Consider the following 24,532-nt stretch of genomic DNA (forward strand, 5'->3'; position numbering starts at 1 on the left):
TAAGTGAATATACATAATTAGCTTATACTATCTGTCATTCAGAGCGTAGCGAAGAATCTACTCTCTTGATGTATACACAGAGAAGAGATTCTTCGCTACGCTCTGAATGACAGATGCTCTTGATATAAATTAAATTTCAACACTTACTTATATTTTTTTCACCTAAAACCTTAACTTATGGCAAATATTAAACAAACTGTGAAGCTGGGCGTGTTTACGCTGGCCATCATGAATGTAACGGCAGTAGTATCCCTGCGCGGACTACCTGCCGAGGCCGTGTACGGAATGAGTTCGGCCTTCTATTACTTATTTGCAGCCATAGTCTTCCTTATCCCGACGTCACTCGTCGCTGCGGAATTGGCTGCTATGTTTCAAGACAAACAAGGCGGTGTATTCCGCTGGGTAGGTGAAGCCTACGGAAAAAAGCTCGGCTTCCTTGCCATCTGGGTACAGTGGATTGAAAGTACAATCTGGTATCCTACAGTATTAACGTTCGGTGCCGTATCTATTGCCTTCATCGGCATGAATGACGTGCACGACATGGCGTTGGCAAACAACAAGTATTATACGCTGGTTGTGGTGCTCGTTATCTACTGGCTGGCAACGTTCATCTCCCTAAAGGGTATGAGCTGGGTAGGAAAAGTAGCCAAAGTGGGCGGTTTGGTAGGTACAATCATCCCTGCCGGATTGCTGATAGTCCTCGGTATTATTTACCTCGCCACAGGCGGACATTCCAATATGGATTTCCATAGTAGCTTCTTCCCAGACTTGACGAACTTTGACAACGTGGTGCTTGCCGCAAGTATCTTCCTCTTTTATGCAGGTATGGAAATGGGCGGTATTCACGTAAAGGATGTCAACAATCCGTCCAAAAACTATCCGAAAGCCGTATTTATCGGCGCGCTGATTACGGTTCTTATTTTTGTGTTGGGTACATTCGCTTTGGGCGTCATTATCCCCGCCAAGGATATCAGCCTTACGCAAAGCTTGCTGGTAGGCTTCGATAATTACTTCCGCTATATCCATGCTTCCTGGTTGTCACCGATTATAGCCATCGCACTGGCGTTCGGAGTACTGGCAGGTGTATTGACATGGGTTGCCGGTCCGTCCAAAGGTATCTTTGCCGTAGGTAAAGCCGGCTATATGCCTCCGTTCTTCCAGAAAACAAACAAGCTGGGTGTACAAAAGAACATTCTGTTCGTGCAAGGCGGCGCTGTAACCATACTAAGCCTTCTGTTCGTAGTGATGCCTTCGGTACAAAGTTTCTATCAGATTCTTTCGCAGCTGACGGTAGTTCTTTACCTCATTATGTATATGCTGATGTTCTCCGGAGCTATCGTATTGCGTTATAAGATGAAAAAGCTGAACCGTCCGTTCCGTATCGGTAAAGGCGGCAATGGTTTGATGTGGCTTGTAGGCGGCCTCGGTTTCTGCGGCTCATTGCTCGCATTCGTACTGAGCTTCATCCCGCCCAGCCAGATTTCTACCGGTAGCAATACCGTATGGTTCTCCGTACTTATCATCGGTGCGCTTATTGTAGTGATTGCTCCGTTCATCATCTACGCTTCCAAGAAGCCGAGCTGGGTTGATCCGAATTCGACTTTTGAGCCGTTCCATTGGGAAGAACAACCGGCCGCGCAAGTTGCGGGTAAAACTGCCACAGTGACTGCCGGAACAACTGCTTCGGCAGCCGCAAGCGAGAGCGTCGCATCTTCTTCTACGAAAAATACTCCCCCTAAAGGATAAAGACAGGCTTGCCATATAATTTTGCCTATAATGAAAATCCGGTATGATGTACATCAAAAGGATTTTTCATTATAGGCAATATCTTTTCTAACTTTACTAAAACGTACCCGACGATTTACTAAATCTCCGGCAACGATTTACTAAATCTTCCCCATTGTTTTAGTAAATCTCTATCTGCGCACGCCCGCTGATAACCCGCTACCAGTTCATTCATTACTTCCGCAACCGTTTGTATTCCTTTCTCATGGAGCAAGGCGGAAACCTGTCCTATTTCAAGCTCACCTTCTTCAAGGTCTCCTTCAAAGATACCGCGTTTGGCACGTCCTCTCGACAAGAGAATACGCAATTCATCCTCAGTAGCTCCAACAGCCTCAGCTGCCATCACCGCCCGCTGAAAATTACCGCGAGCCAGACGTACCGGAGATAATTTCCTTAACAACAAACGGGTGTCGCCCTCTTTCAGATGCAGGCAATATTCTTTAAATACCTCACTGGCTGAACTCTCTTCCGTTAAAGCAAACCGTGTACCTATCTGAACACCCTCAGCTCCCAATGCACGCATCGCAAGAATCGCTTCGCCGGTAGCAATGCCGCCAGCCGCAATCAATGGCAATGCAGTAACCGCACATACAGCCGGTATCAAACACAGAGTAGTTGTCTCTTCACGCCCGTTATGCCCGCCGGCTTCAAAGCCTTCGGCAACAATAGCATCTACACCGGCCTCTTCAGCCTTCATAGCAAACCGGGATGACGAAACAACATGCACTACCGTAATGCCGTGTTTCTTTAACCACCCGGTCCATGCCTTAGGATTGCCGGCAGATGTAAACACGATGCGTACTCCTTCATCGACCACAATCTGCATGATTTCTTCTATCTGAGGATACATCAAAGGAATATTCACTCCAAATGAATGATGCGTAGCCGCACGGCACTTTTGTATATGTTCACGTAAAGTTTCGGGATGCATGGAACCTGCCCCCAATAAGCCTAAACCACCAGCATTACTCACTGCCGACGCCAATCGCCAGCCACTACACCACACCATACCACCTTGTATGATGGGATACTTTATCCCAAACAGAGAAGTTATTCTATCCATTATTTATCCTTTAAAGGTTTATCTTTATGAACAAGAATAAGAGAGATAAAGTTCGATATTTAAAAAATTAAAAAAAAGATACCTCTATTTTATAATTGCGTCTTTACGGCGGGCGCTAATAGAATCACCATAGTTTTTTAATACTTCCAATGTACGCGCACGGCGCTTGGCAGCCTTCCAATTCCAAAACTCTTTTGTAAAAGGACGCATAAAGTCACCGGAGATTCCACCGCCGCCAACACCTCTCCAGCTACCTACCGCCATATTATTGGCACGTTCGGTCACCATATAGCGTAGTCCGGTAGCTTCTATCTGTTCCAGACTTTCACGCGGTCCGGCATCTAACGGGCGTTTAGCCCAGTTTGTATAGATTTTGAGTTTTGTCAATTCATAGAACGGATTGCCCCGCCATGTATTCTTATTTACTGTAATCTTTTTCTGATAAACCGGATCCCAGTTGTATTTGGTGTTGGCTGTATATGGGCGCAGAGTCAGCACGACTTTTTTCTCCGGCATCTGAGGTACTGCAGGCAAAGATGCGTCAAAATCCAGCCATGATTTAGTTTCCTCCATTTTCTGAGAACCTAAAGGAGATTCAATACCTATCTCCTTCAATACGTCCGGATTCAATTTCACCTCTCCCTCTCCATTCAGCAATTGGCGCAAACGCAAAGAGTCCTGCGGAGTCCACTCTTGAGCGTAAAGAGGGAAGGCTACCGTACATAGCAGCCCTAAAAAGAGAATAATATATTTCACCCGATTAATTCCTTATACTTTATACCTTACACTTCATACCTCATCCAACAGAGCCTCACCACCACATATAACCACTTCCACAGAGCGGTTCGTCATAACAGGGGTCAATAGTCCACATGGTACGCGGATATTTCCTGCCCTCCCACCAGCGACGGTAACGAGCGGCTGCATCCAAGACCTCTTCATCAGTCAAAAAGTAAATGCCTTCATAGTTCTCGGCATCAACATGTACCATTTTGCACCCCATTGAAGCATTATGTCCCAAACGAATTGTTTCTACCGTCCATAGGATACATTCACCCAACCGCAATTTTCCACCTGCCGAATAAGAAACGGGAGCCAACGGGAAAGAAGGTATTACCGTCAAATCCTCTGCGTACTTCAAGAGTTCCTCAATGTCCTCTTTGGCAAACTTAGGAACATTGCTCAGTCCCTCCGGACTTTGAGTAGAATATTTTCCCGCCCTCAGTTGTTTTACAAACAACTCTACGTCCGGATGATTATAATCCAGTGACTCTTCACCACAAGATACAAGCGAAAGGCAACATACCATTGCGAGTATCACATACCCATATTTATATATTTTATAGAAAGTACTCATTTTGTTGTACAGCATTTAAGGTTAATAAGTCATACGCAATCCGCACAAAAGATTCAAATTCACGGGGCGTTCAGTCCTCAAGGTTCTGGTGTCGGAGTCTGTATCGAAATGATGAGAAACCGAAGGTTCGGCAAACAAGGCAAAACGGTCATTCAATTTATAACGAACCCCTATACCTGCCGCAACTGACAGTTGAACAGGTTCCGCATCAAAACCATTATCCCGAGCGCCGGCAATACATTTCTCGGCAGTTCCTCCTATGGTGGCATACAAATCGACTTTCGAAATGCTTGCCAGTGTCATGTTCAGTTTTACCGGAATACCTAAAGTATGCAGCGTACGGTCGGCATGCAGACGATTGTACTGTACACCCGTTTCCAATGCAAGCCAATTGTTCAGACTGCGTTCTACTGTAACTCCGGCCGTCAGCGGCATATTATAGTCTCCTTTAGGAAGAGAAGTCCCCAAAGCTGCTTTCAAAGCCCACTTTCGTGATTTCTGATATTTTAAAAGAGCATCTTCCGGTTCTTCTTCCGCAGAAACGGACGGGAAAATATCAGAATCGGAATTACCCTGAGTGGTGGTATTCTGATAAGGATTGCCGTTGTGTGAAACAGTATTGTTATTGAAGTAACCGCCACCGGTCTGTACTCGTTGTCTGATAGTGATAGAAAGCCTCACGGAGACAGATTCATTTTCATCTTCCGATTGGGTAGCCATACCTGCAAGAATTCCGTTGGCAGGCTGCTTTATACCGGGTTTCTGCGCTGCCGGAGTTGCCTGATGTATGGAGGGGAAAGACTCCTGTACCACATCACCGTTCAAACTGCCTTCCGGCGTCAAAGCAGCCACTTGCGTAAAAGCCTCCTTTATTTCTTCTTTCGGAGAGAAATACCAAAAAGCAGCCGAAGCAGCTCCCAACACAAACAGAACGGATGCAGCAGCCGCTACCCGATAATATTTGGGAGAAAGAAAGGCAGCCTTCTTCCGACTTACAGCCGAAGATGCCACATCTTCCTGCAACTTCTCCCAAAAGCCATCACGCACCGTCATTTCCGCCCCGGTCAGGCGGTTGCGGAATAATCCGGTTATTTCATCTTTTTCGTTCATTGTCAGTATATTCTTTAATTCTTTTCGCTAACATACATTTGGCACGATGCAACTGCGAGGTGGATGAATGTTCCTTGATGTGGAGCAGTTCCGCTATTTCCTTATGCGATTTCTCCTCGAACACATACAAGTTGAATACCGTACGGCATCCGTCGGGAAGTTCCGCCACAAATGCCATCAGCACTTCCTCAGAAAGTCGGTTTCCGCTTTCTACAATACTTGCTTCATCCTGCACATCGGGCAGCTGTTCTTCATTCACTACCAATTGGCTAAAACGGCGTTGTCTCCGCAGATAGTCAATGGCCTGTGTCACCATCACCCTCGTCACCCAAGTGCCCAATGCACATTCTCCACGAAAAGTAAAGTGGGTGAAGATTTTGATAAAGCCATCATGCAAAACATCGTGTGCCGCATCCATATCGCCCGTATAACGGTAACATACCGCCAACATCTGTTTGGAATAGAGAGTGTAAAGTTCCTTTCGGGCGGAATCTTTTCCTGCCCGGCAGCCCTCTATCAGTTCTATCTCATTTTCCAATGTCAGTGCTCGTTTTACGGACGCCTCTTCGCGTCGTTTGTTAGTTAGACGCAGCACCTTTGAAAATGCTGCTGAATTAATTATAAAAAGAAGTTAAAGAAATAAAGAACCTTTCAATACATCCAGTGCATCTATTCTATAAAAGATTTGTCGCCATAATCATTTTATTTTAAATCATATCTTTCTTCAAGCACTTGTATTGCCTTGTCTATACGTCTTCCCACGCGTTCTATGTAGTCTGGTGTGAAATAGTTCTTCGCTACCCTGACAAAGTTCCGTACCGACCTATCCGACAAGTAGATATCCCATGCCCCATATCCTCCACGATTTATCTGGTTCGTCTGTTCGTCAGTCAGTGCCAAATGGAAAGGGACCATAATTTCATCCTTCATATCGTAATAGCCATTCATAGTCGCCTTGAATCCATCCAATACTTCATAGATTCCGGTCAACTGCAACAATAATTCTTTATCTGAAATCTTCTGCATCAACATGGAACTTTTAAGTATATCCAATGCATTCTGACTATAATAGAAGCTGCGGATATGCCCCAAAAGAAAGCGGAACTGTATCAATGAATCTTCCGGTATCGTCCGATGCTTCAGGTCATACTCCACCAACAAACCGGAAAGGTGTTCATCCTCTCTGAACTCTGAGACGATACTCTCGTAATTATCCCGGTTGCTTTTCAGTTCATCCCTAATCAGCGACATGGTGGCTCGAATATCTTTCTTCTCGGAATTTTGAGTAACCAGCTCACTGCCGACAAAAGTAATCAGTACACCAATCACCACAATGGAAGTCTGCCGGATGTAGTCCCCTACTTGCCAACCTTTGACAGTTGTCTTTACTTTATTCCAAATTATGTTTTTCATATATTTCCATTATATCATCTATCACTCCGAAATACATCCTCTGTTTAGGGCTGACGCACCATCTGTTTTTCCATTGTCGATAATCTATTGATTATTAACAGAAAAGCCTTTCATAAGAATTGCTTCATGAAGGCAAATTTATGAAAGGCTCTTCTATTTATTCAGTAATACAGTTCCTACCTTTGTCAGCATGCTTTAAAACTCATATCAAGTCCTTTTACGGAATGCGTCAAAGCACCGACTGAGATAAAGTCTACGCCACATTCGGCATAGTCGCGCAAGGTATCGAATGTGATACCGCCGGATGATTCCGTTTCATAACGACCTGCAACCATTTCGACAGCTTTTTTGGTCATTTCAGGCGTAAAGTTATCAAACATGATGCGGTCTACTCCACCCAAGTCAAGCACTTGTTGCAGTTCATCGAAGTTGCGCACTTCTATTTCTATCTTAAGGTCTTTCCCCTTCTCTTTGCAATATTCTTTGGCGCGGGTAATGGCTTTATCAATACCTCCGGCAAAGTCTACATGATTATCTTTCAACAAAATCATATCAAACAAACCTATACGATGGTTTACGCCCCCACCAATCTTTACCGCCATCTTTTCCAGAATACGCATACCCGGAGTAGTTTTACGAGTATCAAGCACACGGGTATTCGTACCTTTCAACTTCTCGGCATATTTGTGGGTCATAGTGGCAATACCGCTCATACGTTGCATGATGTTCAGCATCAAGCGTTCGGTTTGCAACAAAGACTGCACTTTTCCTTCTACAACCATAGCTACATCACCCGGTTTCACTTGGGCGCCATCGTTGATGAACACTTCCACCTTCATAGTCGGGTCGAAACGGCGGAACACCTCTTTGGCTACTTCAATGCCGGCAAGGATACCGGTTTCTTTAATCAAAAGTTTGGATTTGCCCATTGCCGTAGCAGGAATGCACGAAAGGGTGGTATGGTCACCATCACCTATATCTTCGGCAAAAGCCAGGTCAATCAACCTGTCAATCAATTCTTCTTCCTTATTCATTTGTCTTATCTATTCTTATTTGATGTATTACATATTTATTCGCCACTTTCCTAAAGAAACAATTCACTCGGAAGCTTCCGTTTGCAGTTGTCAAAGTACCAATTATAAAACCGGACTCATCACGTTTGCCCTGATGATTTACAGTAAAACCGCTAACTTGATTACCGGAAAAGAAAACAGCCATCTTTTCCTTCGCCGCTTGACGGTCTACATTGACTGAGCGGTTCTCAAGAATCAGCTCTACCTTATCACTCAGATACCCGTTCAGCTCCTGAGAATTCCCTTTGTTAAAGGCCGTAACCACCCCTGTCGGCACATCCTGCGCCATGAGCGAAACCGCCCAAAACAAGAGACAGCCCCATAATATTACTACTCGTTTATTCATTTTCACAAGTATTAATGATAGGCAAAGGTAAGCAAATCTTGCAAATAACAAGAAAAAAAGACTACTTTCTTTAGTTACTATACAAATTCAAATATTATGGAAAAAATATTGGTATTAATATAAAGACATAATTTTTCTCCTTCACCATCTTTAATCAAACTACTTTTTAAGTTCTCGTTTCGTTGACAACGATGTAAAGGTGAAAATATAGACGGGCATAAACAAAGAAAACAGCCCGGAGAAGGCTGTTTTCTGAGAATGATTTATAATATATTGATTTTCAACTATTATATATCTATTAGTTATTATCTCTTATCATTATTATGTATTTAATAAGTTCGTAGTACAATTTCAAATGCTTCCGCATAATTTACTCCCCATTGACTACCTCTAACTGCCGCCAATCCATAGATGTATTCAGCAGAACGAGGATGTGGATAAGGACGCATCACACCTCTATACATAGACAATGCTTTTATTTTAGCATCAATCCCCTCCTTTTCCACTTCCACATAGCAATTTGGACGAAACAAATTCATAGCACTGTTAATAGCCCATTCCGAACATGACGGAACTTCCATATACCAAAATTCCTTAATACGTTTAACCTCTGGTCTGCGCTGGAACAGGCGAATAGCCTCCTGACATGCCATTGAAGTCTGTAAATGGTCGTTGTTTGTATCAGCAGGATGATGCGTGATTACTACATCCGGCTCACTCTCCTTGATGGCAGACTCAATAAACTGTACCAGCTTCAGGTGAGGCACAGTGTTCATTTCGATATTCGGGAAAGCCTCCTCATAAATTTTGTTCACCCCAAGGAACTTATTCGATGCATTCGTATCATCCTCAAGTTCATTGTCCTCTGGACGGAATGCACGTGCCTTTGCTTCTGTGCACATAATGCACACATCAATAATATCACCATTATGTGACCATTTCCACATCGAAGCACCTGCTCCAAGAGTTTCATCGTCAGGGTGAGCAACTACAAGTAAGTATTTCATACTATTATTCTATTCAACTTAATTCAAATTCATAATAATTTGTTTCGTATTTCTTAAATCCGAAACCTGATGCCCCCCTAAGCACATAAACATACGCACCCGAGTCCCTAACCACAAGTAGGCAACTGCCCATAGGAACAGCTATATATAGGAGACAGTTCATGCGTCAACCAACTATCGTTTCAAGATTAAGTGAGTGTATTCTGTCAGTTCTTCAATCAGCATAAGCGAGGATTACACAACCATATGCGCATTAGCGATTCTGCGAATACTCTCCTCGTAACTCACCACACGATATTTGCCGTCAAAGTGGTTCGACAGCTCCATATCGTACACAATGCTACCAAACACTTTGTGGATAAAATCCAACTGAGGCACTTTACTCAACAAACGAAGAACTGGATTGAAGATGCGAGTCTGCCACATCTTGTTACCCGCAGACTTAGCAATGTCAGCTACAATCTTACTAATCTCGATATAGCACTCCTGCTGCGGATAATAAATACCACCCTTATTGTTCTCTATAATCAGACGTATCAACTCACAAAGATTGTCCACATATACCATGCTCTGCTTGTTTTCCAGTTTAGGGAAGACAGGCATCTTCTTTGCAAAATTCACCAGACGGGGAAAGTTATCACGCGCAAACTCGCTATAGATTAATGGTGGACGTATGATAGCTATCTGGAATGTATCATCCAGCAGCTTCTGTAATCCTCTTTCTGCCATCATCTTACTCTTGCCATAAATAGTAGGCTCAGACGGTACAGTCTCTGCCGTGATTATCTTCTCCTCGCCCAATCCGCTCATATCGCCATACACAATCTGACTACTCATCTGTACGAACATAGGTACACCCTCACTCTTTGTTTTAGTTGCTATATCGATAGGCAACTGACCATTCACAGCATAATACTGTTCCTCACTACCCTGACGTGCATTTGCATGAGCCAAACCGCTCACATTATAAACCGCATCATATCCGTGAAAGTCAGTCTCTGCCCACTTTCGGTTCATACTATCCACCGCATCTATCTGCCAGTCAGAATAGTTCTTTTTTATATATTCTGTAAACTTGTCACCGATGTATCCACCGACGCCAACGAGCATCACTTTCTTCATATTACTTAAAGTTTTCCCAGTTCTTAATCACCTCATCCCAAGGGCCACAATCCTCCTTATCGTAGATATATACACATTTGGCGTCCTTGAATTCGCGGAGCCACTCGGGCAGCGAGCACATACCGCCTTCCACACGTTTGGCATAGTCGATCACCTCACTCATACTAGTAAAAGGTTCAAACTCCTTGCGATCGGCCGGATCAATGCAGCCATTCTCCATACCCTTAATCCAAAGATAAGGTAAAGGCATACCAGCAAACTTACCCGTCGGATTCCAAGCCGAAGCACGGAAGTTGGTCTCCATAAAATAATATGTACCATCCTTGTCAATCAGGAATTCCACTTCAAATACGCCTTCAAAACCGATTTCCTCGAACATCGCCTGAAGTTTCTTTTCCATCTCCTTATCCTCAAACATCTTCACGTCGTGATAAGGGCTGTAGTAACCCTGAATCAAGTACTTCCACTTCATCTCAGTCACAATCTGCATCTCTTTACCCTTGTTAATACAGTAACCTTCGAGAGCCATTTCGTTCTGCTTGTCCACAAAGTGTTGGATCATAATCAGCGGACTCTCAATCTTAACGATAGCTTCACGGAGTTCCTGCTCGCTCTGACAGATATACACATCGGACTTCCAGCTACCCGAGTTTGGCGAGATGTCCTTGGTGATAATCGGGTACCAAAGATGCTCCGGCAGTTCGTCTTTCTTGCTGATCACATACGAATCCAGCACATTGAAGCCATACTTCTTTGCCAACTGCTGAATCTCGTACTTATCCATAAACTCATTGATTCTGCCAGTACAGCCTGCATTGTAAGCGATAAACTTATCCTTCCACTCATTATAGTGCAGATCAAAGTAACCCACCGACTTGTCGTCCGAGAATACGATATAAGGCTTCTTGCCCGTTTCTTCCACCAGATGACCATACTGCTTCATCAACAAACGGAAGCCATCTTCTACCGAGTCCACACGATGTAACTTCGAGATATATTTGCTCTTCGTAGCCACCTCGTATCTACGCTTCACCGAGATATAAACAGGATTGATACCATTCTCGCCCAAGGCGCGAATCATGTTCAGCGGATTATAGTGCTCCAGTGCAAACACTATGCACAAGTGACCGTTGTATTGATTATTCATTATTGTATAGTTTATTTATTCTTGATTACGTTTACCAGATACTCAATCTCCTCCTTGCCATAACGCTGGTCAATGGTAATCGGAATCACGTAACGGCTGATCCAGTGCTCAAAGCTCTCTACAGGTTGTTCCTCGCAGATGTAATTCCACCAGTGTCCCTGGAAGTGCTTGGCCGCAAACAATTTTTGAATCAATGCATCATCCTCCACTACCAACGGATACACCATCGGAATGGTCTCCTCATCCATATAACGAGTAGGATCAACCTTATTGATGCCACTCAAGCACTTATGCGCGTAGGCAAAATTTCCCTTACGCTTCTGCTTGTTATAGGCATAGTCTTCCGCATCCACCAGCGTGCGGGTCAGTTTCGACATTCGCATACAGTCCTCGGCATCAATGCGATGTTCGTTCAAACTACGTGCCTCATAACCCTTCCCCTCACAACCGTACTCAATTCGCTTCAAGAGGAAAGCTGCCGTATCCGAACTGTAGCACTGCGGATATTCCTCCACATATTTATGCGCATCCTTGCCAACAACGTATGCACCATCAGGAGTACCCACAAATTTTCGGCACGAATATACCATCAAAGCACCCTCCACCGGATGGCAAAAGAACGCCTGTGCACAATCAATAATAGTATGTTCATAGGATTTAGCCAACTCGGCCATACGATTGCTCGACATGATGCCATAGTAGTTTACCAGTAATACCGCATCATCCTCCTTGGCTTCAATATCCAACGGATTCCAATCTTTGTCCTGATGGTAGAAACACACCTCCACACCCTTCTTCTCAAAAGTCTTGCGAATCGAATCACACTGGTAAATCGGAATCCAAATGCGTTTACATCCGGTTACACGGAAAGCATGCCAAATACCCATGCGACCAGTGTTCAGTCTGGCAATATCAGTTTCTTGATTGTAGAGTTCACGGCCTTTAGGCAGTTGTAACTCAAGAAATGAACCTATCTCCATCTTTACTTATCCTTTTTGGTCAACAATCTGATCGTCCGTCATTTTCGGAGCACGCACGCTATCGGTAGGACGTTGGAAACCGAGTACAATGGCAAAGGTTTTATAGAACACCAACCAATCTAGTTTCAAGTTCCAGTTACGCACATAATAAAGATCAAACTCAGCCATCTGCCGGCGATTCTCCGACTCCCCCTCATGTACAGCCTCCCAACCGGTAATACCGGGGCGCATCGACTGACGCTCCTGCTGTTCAGTCTCGGTCATCACCAACATTTCTTTGGCCAAGATAGGACGAGGTCCAATAAATGACATCTCACCCTTCAGAATATTCCATATTTGGAAGAGTTCATCCGTATTTGTCTTGCGCACAATTCTGCCCCACTTCTTCAGTCGTACCTCATTGGGCAGCAACTCACCATTTTCATCGCGCTCGTTAGTCATCGAGCGAAGCTTATATAGTGTAAACAACTTGTTCTTGTAGCCCACACGCTCTTGCTTGAAGATAGGCGAAGACTCAGGCGACACCACCTTCACAAAGATGATTCCGCACAACAATACCAATGATGCCGGAATGAACAGAATCAATGCCAATATCAAGTCAAAAAGCCTCTTTACATTTTTTTTCATTATATCTTATTTTTTACTTATTCAATTGTAGCTATCTATTTTTCTAAATAGCACAACCAACTCATTTATGAGGATTTACAGATATAGTAGATAATTGGATTTAACTTTCATTCATTGATAAAACAAGATAATATTTACTTCTTGGGTTCTACGCCCCATTTATTAAGCAACTTCTCCACTTCGGTAGGAATCTCACATATGAAATCATTTTCGCGAGGAATAAACCCATCTAACTTTTCCCAAGCATCCACAATAGAATAGGTTCCATCCAGTATATACCCCTCTTGAGAAAGTTTGCGAACAATTTCTGTTTGGTGGTCGTTCAGCATCTCGTTATATTTCTTCAAACGAGCTACTGCTATACACTTCTTCCCCTTTTGTATGGCGCTAAACAGAGCGCCACTACCAGCATGACTAATCACCACATCGGCCTTTGCCATGTACTCCTTAAACTCATTCTCGGGCACATAGTCCAAACATTTGATGATATCAGATGCATAGTGTGTATTGCCCAACTGAACTACAAACTCATTATCGGGATGCAGTGTATCTATAAGTTCCTCCACCATCCGCAGACAGCGAGGAAACTGATTGCCTTGTGTACCTAATGTTATAAATACCATAATTGTGTACTTATACTAATGTTCCATAATACTTTGCTTCAGGATAGAGTTCAAGCATCTCTGGCCATTGCACAAAGATTTGATCGGCCATTTTATGTACCAAAATTCCGGTCATCGAGCGTGCATACACCTTAGCACGAGTTTCAATAAAAATAATTTTACTGCCATGGAGTTTGCCAATAATGAACAGAGGTACGGCAATATTACTGCCGGTAGAGATAATCACCTTAGGACGATACTGTTTCCATATTTTTCGACTGGCAAAAAGCATCTGAAAGTAAACAACCAGAAACGACCACCGACTACCGCTCTCGTTATCCTTCACCTCCTTACGTCGTGAAGACTCACCCTCCATGATTTCAATATGTCCAATGTTCTTCAAAGCTAGTATTTCCTTGGTTGCTCGCACATTGTCTGTCACCAATACAGACTCATACTTGCCGAACAACTCCTTCATTGCCATCATCTGACTGAAATGTCCACCTTGATTACAGGCGAACATTACAGTATTGGTTAGTTTTGACATTATTCTAAATGTTAATTACAGAACGATATAAGTCATAAATCTTGTTTGCAACCGAATCCTCATCCAATTGCAGTTGAATTACTTTGTCTCTTCCCAACAAGCCATTCTTCTTATGCAAAATCGATTCTGTAACCAATTGGGCAAGTTCCTCTGCATTATGTTCTTTTGAAACAAAACAATCCTTTACTCCATCAAGCAACATTTTTACATCACCAACTGGAGTTGATACACAAGGAAGGTTACAACACATAGCTTCTTTTATAGCTTGAGGAGAACCTTCTGACTTCGATGTCATCAGCAGCAAATCACAGTTTGAATACAATTGTGCAATTTGCTGACGAGTCATATTCTTCAGTTCACGTTCCTCTGCATCAACATGATACTTCTGCTTCAAAATTTCAAGCGTTTCACAGAAGAGAGAATAATTCTTTACCTGACGCTCATGATTACTTGGAAATACAATCTGCACTTTATTATGAGTCTCCGTCTTTTCCAATGGTTTAAAAGTTTGCAAATCTACAGCACATGGCACCATGTGGGTATTTGAACAATAAGGCTTTATCAGAGACTCCATTTCATCGTTCAGGATAACGGCTGCATCAGAATTCTTTGCTGTAATCCTCGACACAAAAACCGATAATCTTCCATTACCACCTTTTGGCTGTATATCGCTTCCGTGAAATGTGGTAATCGTTGGCAAATGCTTTACAAAAGGATTGAGATGATACATTCCTGCCAATCCATAATGGATATGGACTAAATCGTAATTGCCTTTATTGACTTTCTTTGCGACACCAAATATTGATTTCATGTATTGCCACTTATCACCGAAACCATTGATATAATACACATCAAAGTTTACATCAGGCTGCAATCGTTTAATGGCTTGCACTTGTTCATAAACAAAAATGCCATGATAAGGATGCTCCTCGGTCGGATAGACGTTTGTGACTATTAAAACATTCATAGAGTAAATATGCTCTTCTAAAAAGCAACATTATAAAACAATATCATTGCCATTATACCAGCAATGTATATCTTATGGAACTTGAGTTCTTTTCCATCTAGGTTCTGAATTCCATAAGCAGTCAGAATCATTATAAACGGAAATACGACAAAGCGATATCTGAAATCGAAAGAGAAAGACATCATTAAAACCATCAGACTATTGAGCAATATGGTTGATAGCATAACGAAAATATGATCTCTTCTGCTAATTGCCTTGATAAACCCTCCTATGAAAAGCGACCCCCAAAGAATGGATATGAAAGCTGTAAAATTGGGCATTGTAATATAGGAAATTTTATCGGCAGTTGAAACAAATGAAGGAATCGGTCCTATAAATGCGAACAAACTGTTTGCTATCATAGATAAAATTCCTCCCAAGCCAGAGTCTGCATAGTGCATAGCATGCATATCATTAAACACATTTTCAGATAATCCTCTCATTACCAACAGATAAGCAGTAAGTTTTGTCCCAATATATATACAAACACCAAACAACAATGCTAGTATAAATACGTTCCTTAAGTTAAGTTTTACATATTTCGCAAACCTTACCGATACAATTGCAAGAATCAACATTGGCAAGAATGCTAATCGGAATAATACAGTCAATGCAGAAAAAAGAATCAACATCAACAAATTACCAATATACTTTGTTGTATAGTAACGAATAGAATAATAGGTTGCACCAACAACAAACAAGGTAAAGAAGTTCTCCTTAAGACCATTGGCAGAGGTCACAACAGAATAGGATAACGTACCTAAAATAGCAATCACTAATTTGGAATATTCAGAATTGATATAGTAGCTAGCAATTTTATAAGTATAATTACACAACATGGTGACGGCTATACTATTAGCCAAAAGTGCCATATGTATACCAAAATTATTTCCGAACATTCTATAGATAAAATACAAGATATATGCAAATCCCGAATCATCCAAATCAAGATCTTCTATACAAAGATTCATGAAATCTGATAGCGAATATCTGCTAGCCTTGAGTGCATCCATATGATAGTCCAAGGCATCCATAGGAATTGGACCAAGAGGGTCATTCCAATGTTCGATATAAAACAAACGAATGACTACACTCATTATAAAATGTGCAGAAAATATTATGAACAAAAGGCTACCTTTAGTTATTTTCTGACTAATTGATAAGACAAACAAGCTAGTCATTACCATCATAATCTGCATAGACAAAACACTTACATCAGGTGCAAGCTTCTGTCTAGACGATATCAAACAAGCAACTAAAAGAAAGATATACGAAACTCCCAAAAATCGAAAGTTCATAAATCTTATTGAGGATATTGAGTTCATAAATTAAAAACTATCCAAATCTAATTTTCTTAAATTCCAGCTATTTGCTTTGAGAACATTGATTCCGTTTATTTCCCAATTAATTTCACCTGTTTTATCACATTGTAATGAGTAAACGAGAGATGGTGGAGTTTTTCTTATGCGATGTAAAAACGGAATCGTATAGAAACCTAACTTTTTTAGGAGTTTTGATTCGCTTACATCACCCTCTGGCTTCCAAACAAGTACCTCTGTCGGCCTACAATATCTTCTAAAGAAATAATATGATTTTTCAACGTAATTTTCATCTGAATATAAAACAAGCCCAAGATTGAAATCTTTCAAGTCTGTACTTGACAACATTAAGAAAGATAATAGTACATCATTGGCATCAAACGCTTGCACAAATCGATAAAACTTGTTAGTTCTTGTCATGCGCCATTTCAGATTGTCTGAATCAACAGACGAGTGTATTGTGCCTGACCTGTCTAGAACATAAATGGATTGAATCTCCTTATCCGACAAGGAATCCGTTATCTTATATTTAATTCCGCTCTTTACAATTTCAATATTACTTGTATTGTGAAAATTTTCCTGAAAACCGAAAAGCCTTTCCTTCAGAATACGTCCCCATGAAAAATCGTACATGTGGCGAAGAGGTATAAGGTCTACAAAGCCAATCTTCTTATTTCCATAGTATGGTATCCAAGACGGACCTGTATCAAGAATTAGCTTTATACCTTCTTTTCGTAATACATCTATAGAAAAACGATTCATCTTTGAAAAGAGTCCCTGTTTTCTGGCACTTGGTATAATAACAGTATCGCAGATTTGTGCAACGACCTCACTTTTTTCTCCTATTATAAACTTATTTAGAAAGATACCTCGAAATCCAACGACTTCATTGTCTGAAGTAACTGCAATGGTACTAAGGCACTTATTATAATTTGGATTCTTGTGGTAAGTCCAATCGAAGCGCATTTTTCTACCTTCGAGGTCTTCCTTCCACAAATAGCGTTCTATATCGGCACATTGCTCAAAATAATCCTCTGTATATAACTTTATTGTATACTCCATAATTATCGGTTGAAAAAGTTTCGTTTGATTCTTCTAATCAATTCAATTACATTGTAGTTCTTTACTCGATAGTCAATAGTCATAAGTAACTCTTTATTATGACTAACAATATTGAACTGATGACCGCCGAAATTATAGTCAGAGAATGCTGTACTGTAAATGCGATCCTTGTAAACCTGCTCGGAGTATTTTTCAGCAGTCAACTGTTCTATTTGCATCAGAGTAATGTCTTCTCCATAACTTGAAACACAAATTTGAGCAGGGCGATACAACCGATCATTGAAAGAGAATACAGCACCTCCGTTTCGGCCATAATCATTACCTGTATAAATCGGAGACCTAGGGTGCTCTTTATATGGGCCGTCAAGTGAATCAGAGACAAATAGATATTGATTGAAAACTTCTTTTTCTTTAACAGATGTAAACAGATAGTACTTTGCCCCCTTTTTAATTATAGAGGAATCTACCCACTGGCGTTTCTCGTCTATAATAACCTTAGACAATTTCCATTTACTCAGATTATCATTGCAAGCTTCATAAAGGCGAATTGTTCCACTATATCCAGCTTCCGGCAACATATATACTTTACCATTATCCTCGAAAACATACGGGAAAGACAAGTGGAAAGCCTCCTTTAATACATCTATCTCGTCTGACCACACCTGCATATCATTAGTAAAACGCATGCAAATATGACCAATACCATACCATCTGTCTTGTCTCTCATAAAACAGATACAATCTCCCATTGTATGAAAACAGGAAAGGGTCTGCAAGAAAAATGATTGGCTCTATCTTAAATAAGTCGGTATCAGACTCAAACTTCTTAATTAGAACACCTTGACTTTCTCCAAAGTCCTCTGCTTTTAGCTTGTTTATGCTAATGTTAAAGTTATTAATATATAAATTAAACATTCTTTACACCCTTTCGGATAAGTTGATCAAGTAAAGAGAATTCAGATTTGAAAGTACGCTTCGATGCCGCCATCTCACACATTTTTTTATAATCAGCCCGATTAGTCTTAACTTCTTTAAGGTAGATGAGCAATTCTGTAATTGTGTGAAAATCATAATTCGGATGATTCTTTAATACAAAACCTTCCTTTCCATGGCGTACACTACGAGCATAATCTCCTGAATACTCAGTACAAATCATTGGAACGCCTGCAGCAAGGTACTCACATATCTTTGTAGGAGAAGACACTGTGTTTAGTACAAGATCATCCCTCAAAAGGAAACCAGCATCTAAAAGTTTCAAATATGATGGTACTTCTGCAGGTAGCAGGTCCTTGATGTAATAGTTCTCTACACCCAATGCATCGAGTTGTTTTTGTAAGTTAGCAGAAATATCAAAACCAGTATAGATTACTAAAAAAATACGATTATCTTGTTTATAGAGTTTGATAGCAAGATCTACAATCAGTTCAATGTTCTGCCAAACTTGTAGACCTCCGCAATAGCCAAGGACAATTCTATTCTCTGTTAATTTCATCAAATCACCCTCGTAAGCGTTACAATTGTACAACTCAGTGTTAACACCACAAGAAATAATCGAATTGGTTGCAATCTTTGTATCAGTATTCTTCTCTAACTGTTTGCAAAGATTCTCGGATACGGTTATACAGACATCAGAATACTTGATAGAACAAACTTGGTCGAAAAGGAAATTATCAGAACACCATTTCTTATGTGTAGGTTTCGAAGTATATTCGTAATAGCCATCGCCATGGAAGTCGGTAATACGCATAGAAGAGTCGCCAATGAAACGCAAGGGCAAACCATCCACCTCGCTCTGAACCACATCGTAATGTTTGATTGTAGAGTAGAGCCATCCTACTAGATATTTATAATAACGCAGAAGCAAAGCAAGAGGTTTATTCTTGGTCCTTGGAAACAGATAGGGTACAAAAATCCAGTGCACACTATTGTCTACATATTTTTTCAAAGATTTCCAATAGCTAAGATCCTTGAACAGACATAAAACATCAACTTCGTAACCAGCCTCCTTATAACAATTGATATAACAGTTTAATCTATGCTTAGCTCCTTCATTCAGATGCATGATAAGACCTGCACCTGAAAAAATTATTAATACTCTAGGCATTTTATAATAATGATTTATACATTACAGTATTCGAATATTTTGATAAGATTTTTATTGCACGCAAAGCGGACAAACTTAAATCTTTAGGGTGATCTATATAGGTTATCAAATCTTTATCATTAACAAAAAAGGCTAACAAAATCGATAGAATAGACCTTTGAGACAAAGTGTATCTGGAATAATTAACATAATTATCAGGCTTCGGCTCCTCCTGATAGTCACCTCTTATATGAGTACCGTCAGTTATACATTTTAAATTATTAAAAACTTTTTTATTAAGCCAGTCTAATCCTTTATAGACAATAGTTCTTCGATAGGAAGAAATTGGCACCTCTATAAATTCCCCCTTATCATCAGGAATAATTACATCATTTTCATACCTCCACATTTCGCCATCTGGAGAATCTACAAAATTAAAATAGGAATACTTATTCTTACCGTATGCTCCTCGTGCTACGGACGAGTCAATCTTGATACCAGCCTCCTTGAATGCTCGTTTTAGGCAGTCGAATGGTTGTACTGCCCATCCACCAGCCCTGAAAGCAACAATCTTGTACTCTGAATCAACCTCACGCGCAATGTTTGTGAGCAGATTTGTTCCCTCCACAAACATATCTACAATCTCCTTCTCAGAAAAGCTATTAAGACTGTAGTGACGAAATTCGGAAAAGTCCCATGTACCATCGCCATTATATTTGGCATCTACCCAATGAGGGTGAATATGCAATTCTATGCGGTGACCTCGGTAAACCATATCCTTGAGTTGATCAATTATGAGTTGATGGTCTGCTAAGGTACGTTCAGTATTCGCTTCTTTCAAATACTTTAGCATCTGCCAATCTACGAAAAAGTTACCCTTAAAGCTAACGGAATCCATTGCATCGAGCAGGAGGTTAGTAGGTTCTATCAAGGACCTCAAAACCGTCCCTGATCTATCGCCAAAGAACAGCTCGTAGTCGTATGAGAGGATGATTTTTTTCTTCTGAAACATAAATTATCTGTTACCTGTAAGAACAGGCATTATGGGTTTGAACAATTTATTTAGTACGTGGTAGTATACTACAGATATTCCATATACCATGAATGGACTCAACAAATACAATAAGCATAGTAGCCATTCATTCTGGAGAGAAAAACATTGCTCAAGCTTAATACAAATTGTAGTAGGAGCAATAAACAATCCGCATGCATGTATGGCATATACAAAGAACGAGCTTTTATCGATTATGCTAGGGATGGTAATGCTGTATCTTTCATTGATTGATTTTGCCAGCCATATCATCGCTATTGCCACTAGTATGGTTGTCATCTGCTGTATGTATCTTAATCCTTCCTGAGACTGTGGATACTGATATAGTCCAATGACAATAGATGTTACAGCCAAGAAAACAATAAGCCAATTGAGCCACTCTGAATTTATCAGGCAAAACTCCTTTTTGTCAACAGCCATATAGGCTCCCAAAGTAAAGAACAGAAATGGACGTAAGTTGGATATAACTGTCAGTTTGCTTGAGTTCATTATTGTTTGTGTTTTCAAAGTTTCTTTTTAACAATATCTATTATTTCTTTCAACGAATCATTTTTCGCTATTATTGACAGACCTACATAGCATACAAAAAACATAAATCCTCCAACAAAGAATTGCATGTACATATTATCAAAACTATAGACAGGAATTGAAGCAACGAGTACCCCTATGACACCCAATACCAAGCTAGGGGTGAAGTCTTTTATCTGTTCCCAGATAGATACTCCGATTAGTTTTTTTGTATATGCAGAGTTTAGCACCATAGCCAATAGCCCGTAGCTTGCCTTACCAACACAAAGGCCTATTAGGCCAAAAGGCACGGATACTATAAGAATCAGGAAGGCAGTAATCTTTTTAATCACCTCCAGTTTGAGGGCTAGATCTGCTCTACCTTTGACATAAATCAGATTGCGGTTTATGCTGCTAATATGTTCTAACAAAAAGCCACAGCAAAGAATTTGCATAAGCACAATGATATCTGCCCATTTTTCTGTAAGAAGAATTAGCACCAAAGGTTTTGCAAGAACGAGTAGACCAAGTAACAAGGGCATTATTATGTAGCTGGACAATGATATATATTTGCGATAAACAGAAACCAATTGGCGTTCATCGCTTATCTTGCTCATGATTGGAAACGTGACACGCGAAAAAACCTCAATGCAAGTGTATGCAGGCATCGAAGTAAACTGTTCGGCGCGTGAGTAGTAACCCAACTGAACTGGAGTGCAGAATTTTCCGATTATTATAGGATAGAGATTGGCGTAAATTCTATCAATGATATTGGCTACCATTAAGCGCATACCGAATGGAAACAAACGGCAAAATGATGATACATCGAAAAAGCATACTGGTTTCCACCTTTGAGTGATGGCATACATACCGGTCATCATAACTGCAGAAGTTAAATATTGTCCTACCAGAGCCCATACTCCGAACCCCTTATAAGCAAATATAATACCTACTACACCTGAGAATAATGCTGAAATGACAGTAACTTTAGCAACAGCCTTAAAGTTGACGTCAACAGTCATTCGCACTTTATGTATGGCAGAGAATGAAAATATTATAATTCCCAAACTCTGAATCCTCAGATATAATGTAACATCGTTATTGTAGAACAACGATATATAAGGAGCCGCAAAGAACAAAATAAAGTAACAGCATACAGACAGTAAAACATTGAACGTGAATATTGTCGAATAATCACGTTCAGTCTTATTCTTGTCCTGAATCAGTGCTGTAGCAAAGCCTCCGTCTATAAAGACTTGCGATATTGTGATAAACACAAAGATGATGGCAACGATACCATAATCCTCAGGCATAAGGAGGCGAGCCATTATGACACTAATCACAAATTGGACCACCTTTGTTGACGCAGACTCTACGAAGGACCATATTACTCCCTTTACAGATTTGCTTTTAAGATCTTCTGCCATATTAAGTTAGTATCTTCCCACTTTTATAATTTGTTCCCAAAAGTTACTTTCTTTACATAATTCTATAGGAATACTCCTGAAATTGCGTTCATAAAGCGGTGTCTGATAAACGTTAGGATCAGCATGCGCATTTTTTTTTGGCGTCATGAAATCCTTTCCATAGAGAGTTTTCAAGATTTCTACTGAGTTACATGGAATTTTAATTTTCTTATTTCTGAACTTCCAAGTCATAGTTGAAGTTTCATAGGGCACAACAACATCTTTTGCTCTAAAGAGATTCATACTGCTTGAAAACAACCAGTCATATCCCGTGATAGCCAATGGGAGAAAAATGTGCGTTTGTGACCCTACATCTATATATGAGAAATAAATATCACATGTTAACCCTTTGAACTTCATAGGAAGTTGGCATCCTTTAAAATCAGAAGCGACAAAAATATTACTGAACTCAAATCCGTGCTTTTTCAAAGAAATCAGAAGATTATCTGACAAGCTTCTGATATCAAGTGCCATATCAATATCATCATCATGAGGGATAAAATCATTATTTCTGTATATTCCCAACAAAGTTCCAAACATAGGAATAAAAGTGATACTAAGTTCGCTAGCTACATCGTAATAAGCTTGTAATGCTTCACCACCAACGTTCTGTAGTAATGTACACGCCTTTTTTATCTTTCTCTCTTTTTTTATCTTATCTATTCCTGTAAATTTTAAAATGGAACGAATTAATGTTTTTGCAATCATATCAATTATTACTTTACTATGATGTTATACAGTAGGCGTACAGTGTTTTTATCAAGCACAATAGGATTATTCTTAAGCCTTGTTGTGTTTATTGAGTTTGTCAGTATTTGTATTGAAGCATTGCGTTCGTTATCAACTGGATTTACTAATACTAATTTTGACAACATGTCCTTAAATTTACTTATTGCTTCTTGTGTTGTATCACAATTCATTGCCTTAGCTATATCATTGAATATACAAATAAGATGTTCTGTTCCTCTTGTATCTACACAATAGTTCTCGTGATACAAATTATCAAGCATATATTTCCATATAACAGGTAAACACACTGCTACTGCATGCCCATGAGGGAATCCATAAAGAGAAGTAATCTTGTAGCTCATGGCGTGAGCAGCTGTGGTTTGAGTGATGTTGATGGCGCGACCGCTGTAATTAGCTCCCAACATGATATTGGCAGCTGCCTGATCATCGTTCTCAAAGATATACTTCTCCCAGTTCTGCATGATGAGTTCAATCGTCTTACGACTGTACTCATAGCTTTCTTCAGTAGAGTTGACTGACCACCAAGATTCAATACCTTGACAAAAGGCATCCATCATAGTGCACTTCTTCTGATACTGAGGAAGCGATTTCAGAACAGATGGCTCCAAAAAGGCGTAATTTGGTAGAATACCATCGTTTGTGACGGTCTGTTTTGCTCCCTCGTAATACATAACAGCATTGTGTGTGCTTTCACTACCGGTTCCCGCAGTGGTTGGAATGGCGATGAAAGGAATCTTAGTGCCATCAATTTCTACACGTGTATTCACCAAAGGAGGAAGGATTGCGTCATTTCCCTCTTTAGCCAGTACTGCAAGTTTGATACATTTTGCCACATCTATCGGGCTACCGCCTCCGATAGCCAGAATACCATCGCAGGCCTCTGATTTGAATAGTTCAATACCTTTACTTATCTGTTCATACAACGGATTAGGCGTAAATTCGGTGAAATAAATCCTCTCGATATCCAGCAACTTAATCATATCCTTGAAATTGAGCGATTGATAAGAACGAGAACCGGTAACAATAAATAACTTCTTGCTACCACTCTCATTCAATATCAGAGGCAATTTATTGATTCCCTGAATGATATTCTGCTGCATAACTTAGTTC

Annotated in this window: 25 protein-coding genes; 1 reads left to right on the plus strand and 24 read right to left on the minus strand. The window is 40.5% G+C overall.

Annotated elements, in window-relative coordinates; genetic code table 11:
* Positions 1-177: 177 nt before the first annotated feature.
* Positions 178-1,746: a putative glutamine/gamma-aminobutyrate antiporter GadC gene (gadC, locus tag KG118_RS16650; RefSeq protein ID WP_117712352.1), complete on the plus strand. Its 1,569-nt coding sequence runs from the start codon at positions 178-180 to the stop codon at positions 1,744-1,746.
* 118 nt (positions 1,747-1,864) lie between these two features.
* On the opposite strand, the gene KG118_RS16655 is transcribed toward gadC, so the two are convergent.
* From KG118_RS16655 to KG118_RS16770, 24 genes are all read right to left on the minus strand, one after another.
* Positions 1,865-2,848, minus strand: a complete 984-nt coding sequence (locus KG118_RS16655; protein ID WP_117712350.1) for an NAD(P)H-dependent flavin oxidoreductase — start codon at positions 2,846-2,848, stop codon at positions 1,865-1,867.
* 84 nt (positions 2,849-2,932) lie between these two features.
* A complete protein-coding gene (locus KG118_RS16660; RefSeq protein ID WP_117712348.1) occupies positions 2,933-3,604 on the minus strand; it encodes a DUF4858 domain-containing protein in 672 nt (223 codons plus the stop codon).
* A gap of 55 nt (positions 3,605-3,659) precedes the next feature.
* On the minus strand, positions 3,660-4,205 hold the full coding sequence (locus tag KG118_RS16665; protein WP_117712518.1) for a DUF4943 family protein: 546 nt from the start codon (positions 4,203-4,205) through the stop codon (positions 3,660-3,662).
* Between the two features lie 21 nt (positions 4,206-4,226).
* On the minus strand, positions 4,227-5,315 hold the full coding sequence (locus tag KG118_RS16670; RefSeq protein ID WP_117712346.1) for a porin family protein: 1,089 nt from the start codon (positions 5,313-5,315) through the stop codon (positions 4,227-4,229).
* Positions 5,299-5,853 carry an RNA polymerase sigma factor gene (locus KG118_RS16675; RefSeq protein ID WP_117712516.1) on the minus strand — a complete coding sequence of 185 codons (555 nt, stop codon included), beginning with the start codon at positions 5,851-5,853 and terminating at the stop codon, positions 5,299-5,301. Before KG118_RS16675 ends, KG118_RS16670 begins: the two co-directional genes overlap by 17 nt.
* A gap of 164 nt (positions 5,854-6,017) precedes the next feature.
* Positions 6,018-6,728, minus strand: a complete 711-nt coding sequence (locus KG118_RS16680; protein WP_117712344.1) for a hypothetical protein — start codon at positions 6,726-6,728, stop codon at positions 6,018-6,020.
* Between the two features lie 185 nt (positions 6,729-6,913).
* A complete protein-coding gene (gene nadC / locus KG118_RS16685; RefSeq protein ID WP_117712342.1) occupies positions 6,914-7,762 on the minus strand; it encodes a carboxylating nicotinate-nucleotide diphosphorylase in 849 nt (282 codons plus the stop codon).
* The gene (locus tag KG118_RS16690) at positions 7,755-8,147 is read right to left on the minus strand and encodes a DUF4783 domain-containing protein (protein ID WP_117712340.1); all 393 of its coding nucleotides are present in this window, start codon (positions 8,145-8,147) and stop codon (positions 7,755-7,757) included. The genes nadC and KG118_RS16690 overlap by 8 nt, the downstream gene beginning before the upstream one ends.
* A 329-nt stretch (positions 8,148-8,476) precedes the next feature.
* A complete protein-coding gene (locus tag KG118_RS16695; protein ID WP_117712338.1) occupies positions 8,477-9,154 on the minus strand; it encodes a PIG-L deacetylase family protein in 678 nt (225 codons plus the stop codon).
* 234 nt (positions 9,155-9,388) lie between these two features.
* Positions 9,389-10,276, minus strand: a complete 888-nt coding sequence (locus KG118_RS16700) for an NAD-dependent epimerase/dehydratase family protein (RefSeq protein WP_117712336.1) — start codon at positions 10,274-10,276, stop codon at positions 9,389-9,391.
* Position 10,277: 1 nt separating this feature from the next.
* Entirely contained in the window at positions 10,278-11,423 is a 1,146-nt protein-coding gene (locus KG118_RS16705) for an ATP-grasp domain-containing protein (protein WP_117712334.1), read from the minus strand.
* A gap of 11 nt (positions 11,424-11,434) precedes the next feature.
* Positions 11,435-12,403: a hypothetical protein gene (locus KG118_RS16710; RefSeq protein ID WP_117712332.1), complete on the minus strand. Its 969-nt coding sequence runs from the start codon at positions 12,401-12,403 to the stop codon at positions 11,435-11,437.
* Positions 12,404-12,409: 6 nt separating this feature from the next.
* On the minus strand, positions 12,410-13,030 hold the full coding sequence (locus KG118_RS16715; RefSeq protein ID WP_117712330.1) for a sugar transferase: 621 nt from the start codon (positions 13,028-13,030) through the stop codon (positions 12,410-12,412).
* Positions 13,031-13,164: 134 nt separating this feature from the next.
* On the minus strand, positions 13,165-13,653 hold the full coding sequence (locus tag KG118_RS16720; RefSeq protein WP_117712328.1) for a glycosyltransferase: 489 nt from the start codon (positions 13,651-13,653) through the stop codon (positions 13,165-13,167).
* Between the two features lie 10 nt (positions 13,654-13,663).
* The gene (gene pssD / locus KG118_RS16725; protein WP_117712326.1) at positions 13,664-14,179 is read right to left on the minus strand and encodes a PssD/Cps14F family polysaccharide biosynthesis glycosyltransferase; all 516 of its coding nucleotides are present in this window, start codon (positions 14,177-14,179) and stop codon (positions 13,664-13,666) included.
* 4 nt (positions 14,180-14,183) lie between these two features.
* Entirely contained in the window at positions 14,184-15,146 is a 963-nt protein-coding gene (locus tag KG118_RS16730) for a glycosyltransferase family 4 protein (protein WP_117712324.1), read from the minus strand.
* Positions 15,147-15,163: 17 nt separating this feature from the next.
* Positions 15,164-16,282, minus strand: coding sequence for a hypothetical protein (locus KG118_RS16735; RefSeq protein WP_147331372.1), 1,119 nt, complete (start codon positions 16,280-16,282; stop codon positions 15,164-15,166).
* A 231-nt stretch (positions 16,283-16,513) separates the two neighbouring features.
* Positions 16,514-17,566, minus strand: a complete 1,053-nt coding sequence (locus KG118_RS16740) for a GNAT family N-acetyltransferase (RefSeq protein WP_117712320.1) — start codon at positions 17,564-17,566, stop codon at positions 16,514-16,516.
* A gap of 2 nt (positions 17,567-17,568) precedes the next feature.
* Positions 17,569-18,480, minus strand: coding sequence for a glucosamine inositolphosphorylceramide transferase family protein (locus KG118_RS16745; protein WP_117712318.1), 912 nt, complete (start codon positions 18,478-18,480; stop codon positions 17,569-17,571).
* Positions 18,473-19,669, minus strand: a complete 1,197-nt coding sequence (locus KG118_RS16750) for a glycosyltransferase (RefSeq protein ID WP_117712316.1) — start codon at positions 19,667-19,669, stop codon at positions 18,473-18,475. The genes KG118_RS16745 and KG118_RS16750 overlap by 8 nt, the downstream gene beginning before the upstream one ends.
* Before the next feature lies 1 nt (position 19,670).
* Positions 19,671-20,660, minus strand: a complete 990-nt coding sequence (locus tag KG118_RS16755; protein WP_117712314.1) for a polysaccharide deacetylase family protein — start codon at positions 20,658-20,660, stop codon at positions 19,671-19,673.
* Positions 20,661-21,202: 542 nt separating this feature from the next.
* A complete protein-coding gene (locus KG118_RS16760; protein WP_117712310.1) occupies positions 21,203-22,633 on the minus strand; it encodes a lipopolysaccharide biosynthesis protein in 1,431 nt (476 codons plus the stop codon).
* A 6-nt stretch (positions 22,634-22,639) separates the two neighbouring features.
* Complete coding sequence (locus tag KG118_RS16765; protein ID WP_117712308.1) at positions 22,640-23,380, minus strand: LicD family protein; 741 nt, start codon at positions 23,378-23,380, stop codon at positions 22,640-22,642.
* A gap of 8 nt (positions 23,381-23,388) precedes the next feature.
* Complete coding sequence (locus tag KG118_RS16770) at positions 23,389-24,522, minus strand: phosphonoacetaldehyde reductase (RefSeq protein ID WP_117712306.1); 1,134 nt, start codon at positions 24,520-24,522, stop codon at positions 23,389-23,391.
* Positions 24,523-24,532 lie beyond the last annotated feature (10 nt).

Origin of the sequence: Bacteroides propionicigenes (assembly GCF_018390535.1) — a bacterium.
Classification (GTDB): domain Bacteria; phylum Bacteroidota; class Bacteroidia; order Bacteroidales; family Bacteroidaceae; genus Bacteroides; species Bacteroides propionicigenes.

Coding starts and splice junctions, on each gene's coding strand:
- gadC (WP_117712352.1), top strand. CDS start 178: ATGGCAAATATTAAACAAACTGTGAAGCTGGGCGTGTTTACGCTGGCC.
- KG118_RS16655 (WP_117712350.1), bottom strand. CDS start 2,848: ATGGATAGAATAACTTCTCTGTTTGGGATAAAGTATCCCATCATACAA.
- KG118_RS16665 (WP_117712518.1), bottom strand. CDS start 4,205: ATGAGTACTTTCTATAAAATATATAAATATGGGTATGTGATACTCGCA.
- KG118_RS16670 (WP_117712346.1), bottom strand. CDS start 5,315: ATGAACGAAAAAGATGAAATAACCGGATTATTCCGCAACCGCCTGACC.
- KG118_RS16680 (WP_117712344.1), bottom strand. CDS start 6,728: ATGAAAAACATAATTTGGAATAAAGTAAAGACAACTGTCAAAGGTTGG.
- nadC (WP_117712342.1), bottom strand. CDS start 7,762: ATGAATAAGGAAGAAGAATTGATTGACAGGTTGATTGACCTGGCTTTT.
- KG118_RS16690 (WP_117712340.1), bottom strand. CDS start 8,147: ATGAATAAACGAGTAGTAATATTATGGGGCTGTCTCTTGTTTTGGGCG.
- KG118_RS16695 (WP_117712338.1), bottom strand. CDS start 9,154: ATGAAATACTTACTTGTAGTTGCTCACCCTGACGATGAAACTCTTGGA.
- KG118_RS16700 (WP_117712336.1), bottom strand. CDS start 10,276: ATGAAGAAAGTGATGCTCGTTGGCGTCGGTGGATACATCGGTGACAAG.
- KG118_RS16705 (WP_117712334.1), bottom strand. CDS start 11,423: ATGAATAATCAATACAACGGTCACTTGTGCATAGTGTTTGCACTGGAG.
- KG118_RS16710 (WP_117712332.1), bottom strand. CDS start 12,403: ATGGAGATAGGTTCATTTCTTGAGTTACAACTGCCTAAAGGCCGTGAA.
- KG118_RS16715 (WP_117712330.1), bottom strand. CDS start 13,030: ATGAAAAAAAATGTAAAGAGGCTTTTTGACTTGATATTGGCATTGATT.
- KG118_RS16720 (WP_117712328.1), bottom strand. CDS start 13,653: ATGGTATTTATAACATTAGGTACACAAGGCAATCAGTTTCCTCGCTGT.
- pssD (WP_117712326.1), bottom strand. CDS start 14,179: ATGTCAAAACTAACCAATACTGTAATGTTCGCCTGTAATCAAGGTGGA.
- KG118_RS16730 (WP_117712324.1), bottom strand. CDS start 15,146: ATGAATGTTTTAATAGTCACAAACGTCTATCCGACCGAGGAGCATCCT.
- KG118_RS16735 (WP_147331372.1), bottom strand. CDS start 16,282: ATGAGTGTAGTCATTCGTTTGTTTTATATCGAACATTGGAATGACCCT.
- KG118_RS16740 (WP_117712320.1), bottom strand. CDS start 17,566: ATGGAGTATACAATAAAGTTATATACAGAGGATTATTTTGAGCAATGT.
- KG118_RS16745 (WP_117712318.1), bottom strand. CDS start 18,480: ATGTTTAATTTATATATTAATAACTTTAACATTAGCATAAACAAGCTA.
- KG118_RS16750 (WP_117712316.1), bottom strand. CDS start 19,669: ATGCCTAGAGTATTAATAATTTTTTCAGGTGCAGGTCTTATCATGCAT.
- KG118_RS16755 (WP_117712314.1), bottom strand. CDS start 20,660: ATGTTTCAGAAGAAAAAAATCATCCTCTCATACGACTACGAGCTGTTC.
- KG118_RS16760 (WP_117712310.1), bottom strand. CDS start 22,633: ATGGCAGAAGATCTTAAAAGCAAATCTGTAAAGGGAGTAATATGGTCC.
- KG118_RS16765 (WP_117712308.1), bottom strand. CDS start 23,380: ATGATTGCAAAAACATTAATTCGTTCCATTTTAAAATTTACAGGAATA.
- KG118_RS16770 (WP_117712306.1), bottom strand. CDS start 24,522: ATGCAGCAGAATATCATTCAGGGAATCAATAAATTGCCTCTGATATTG.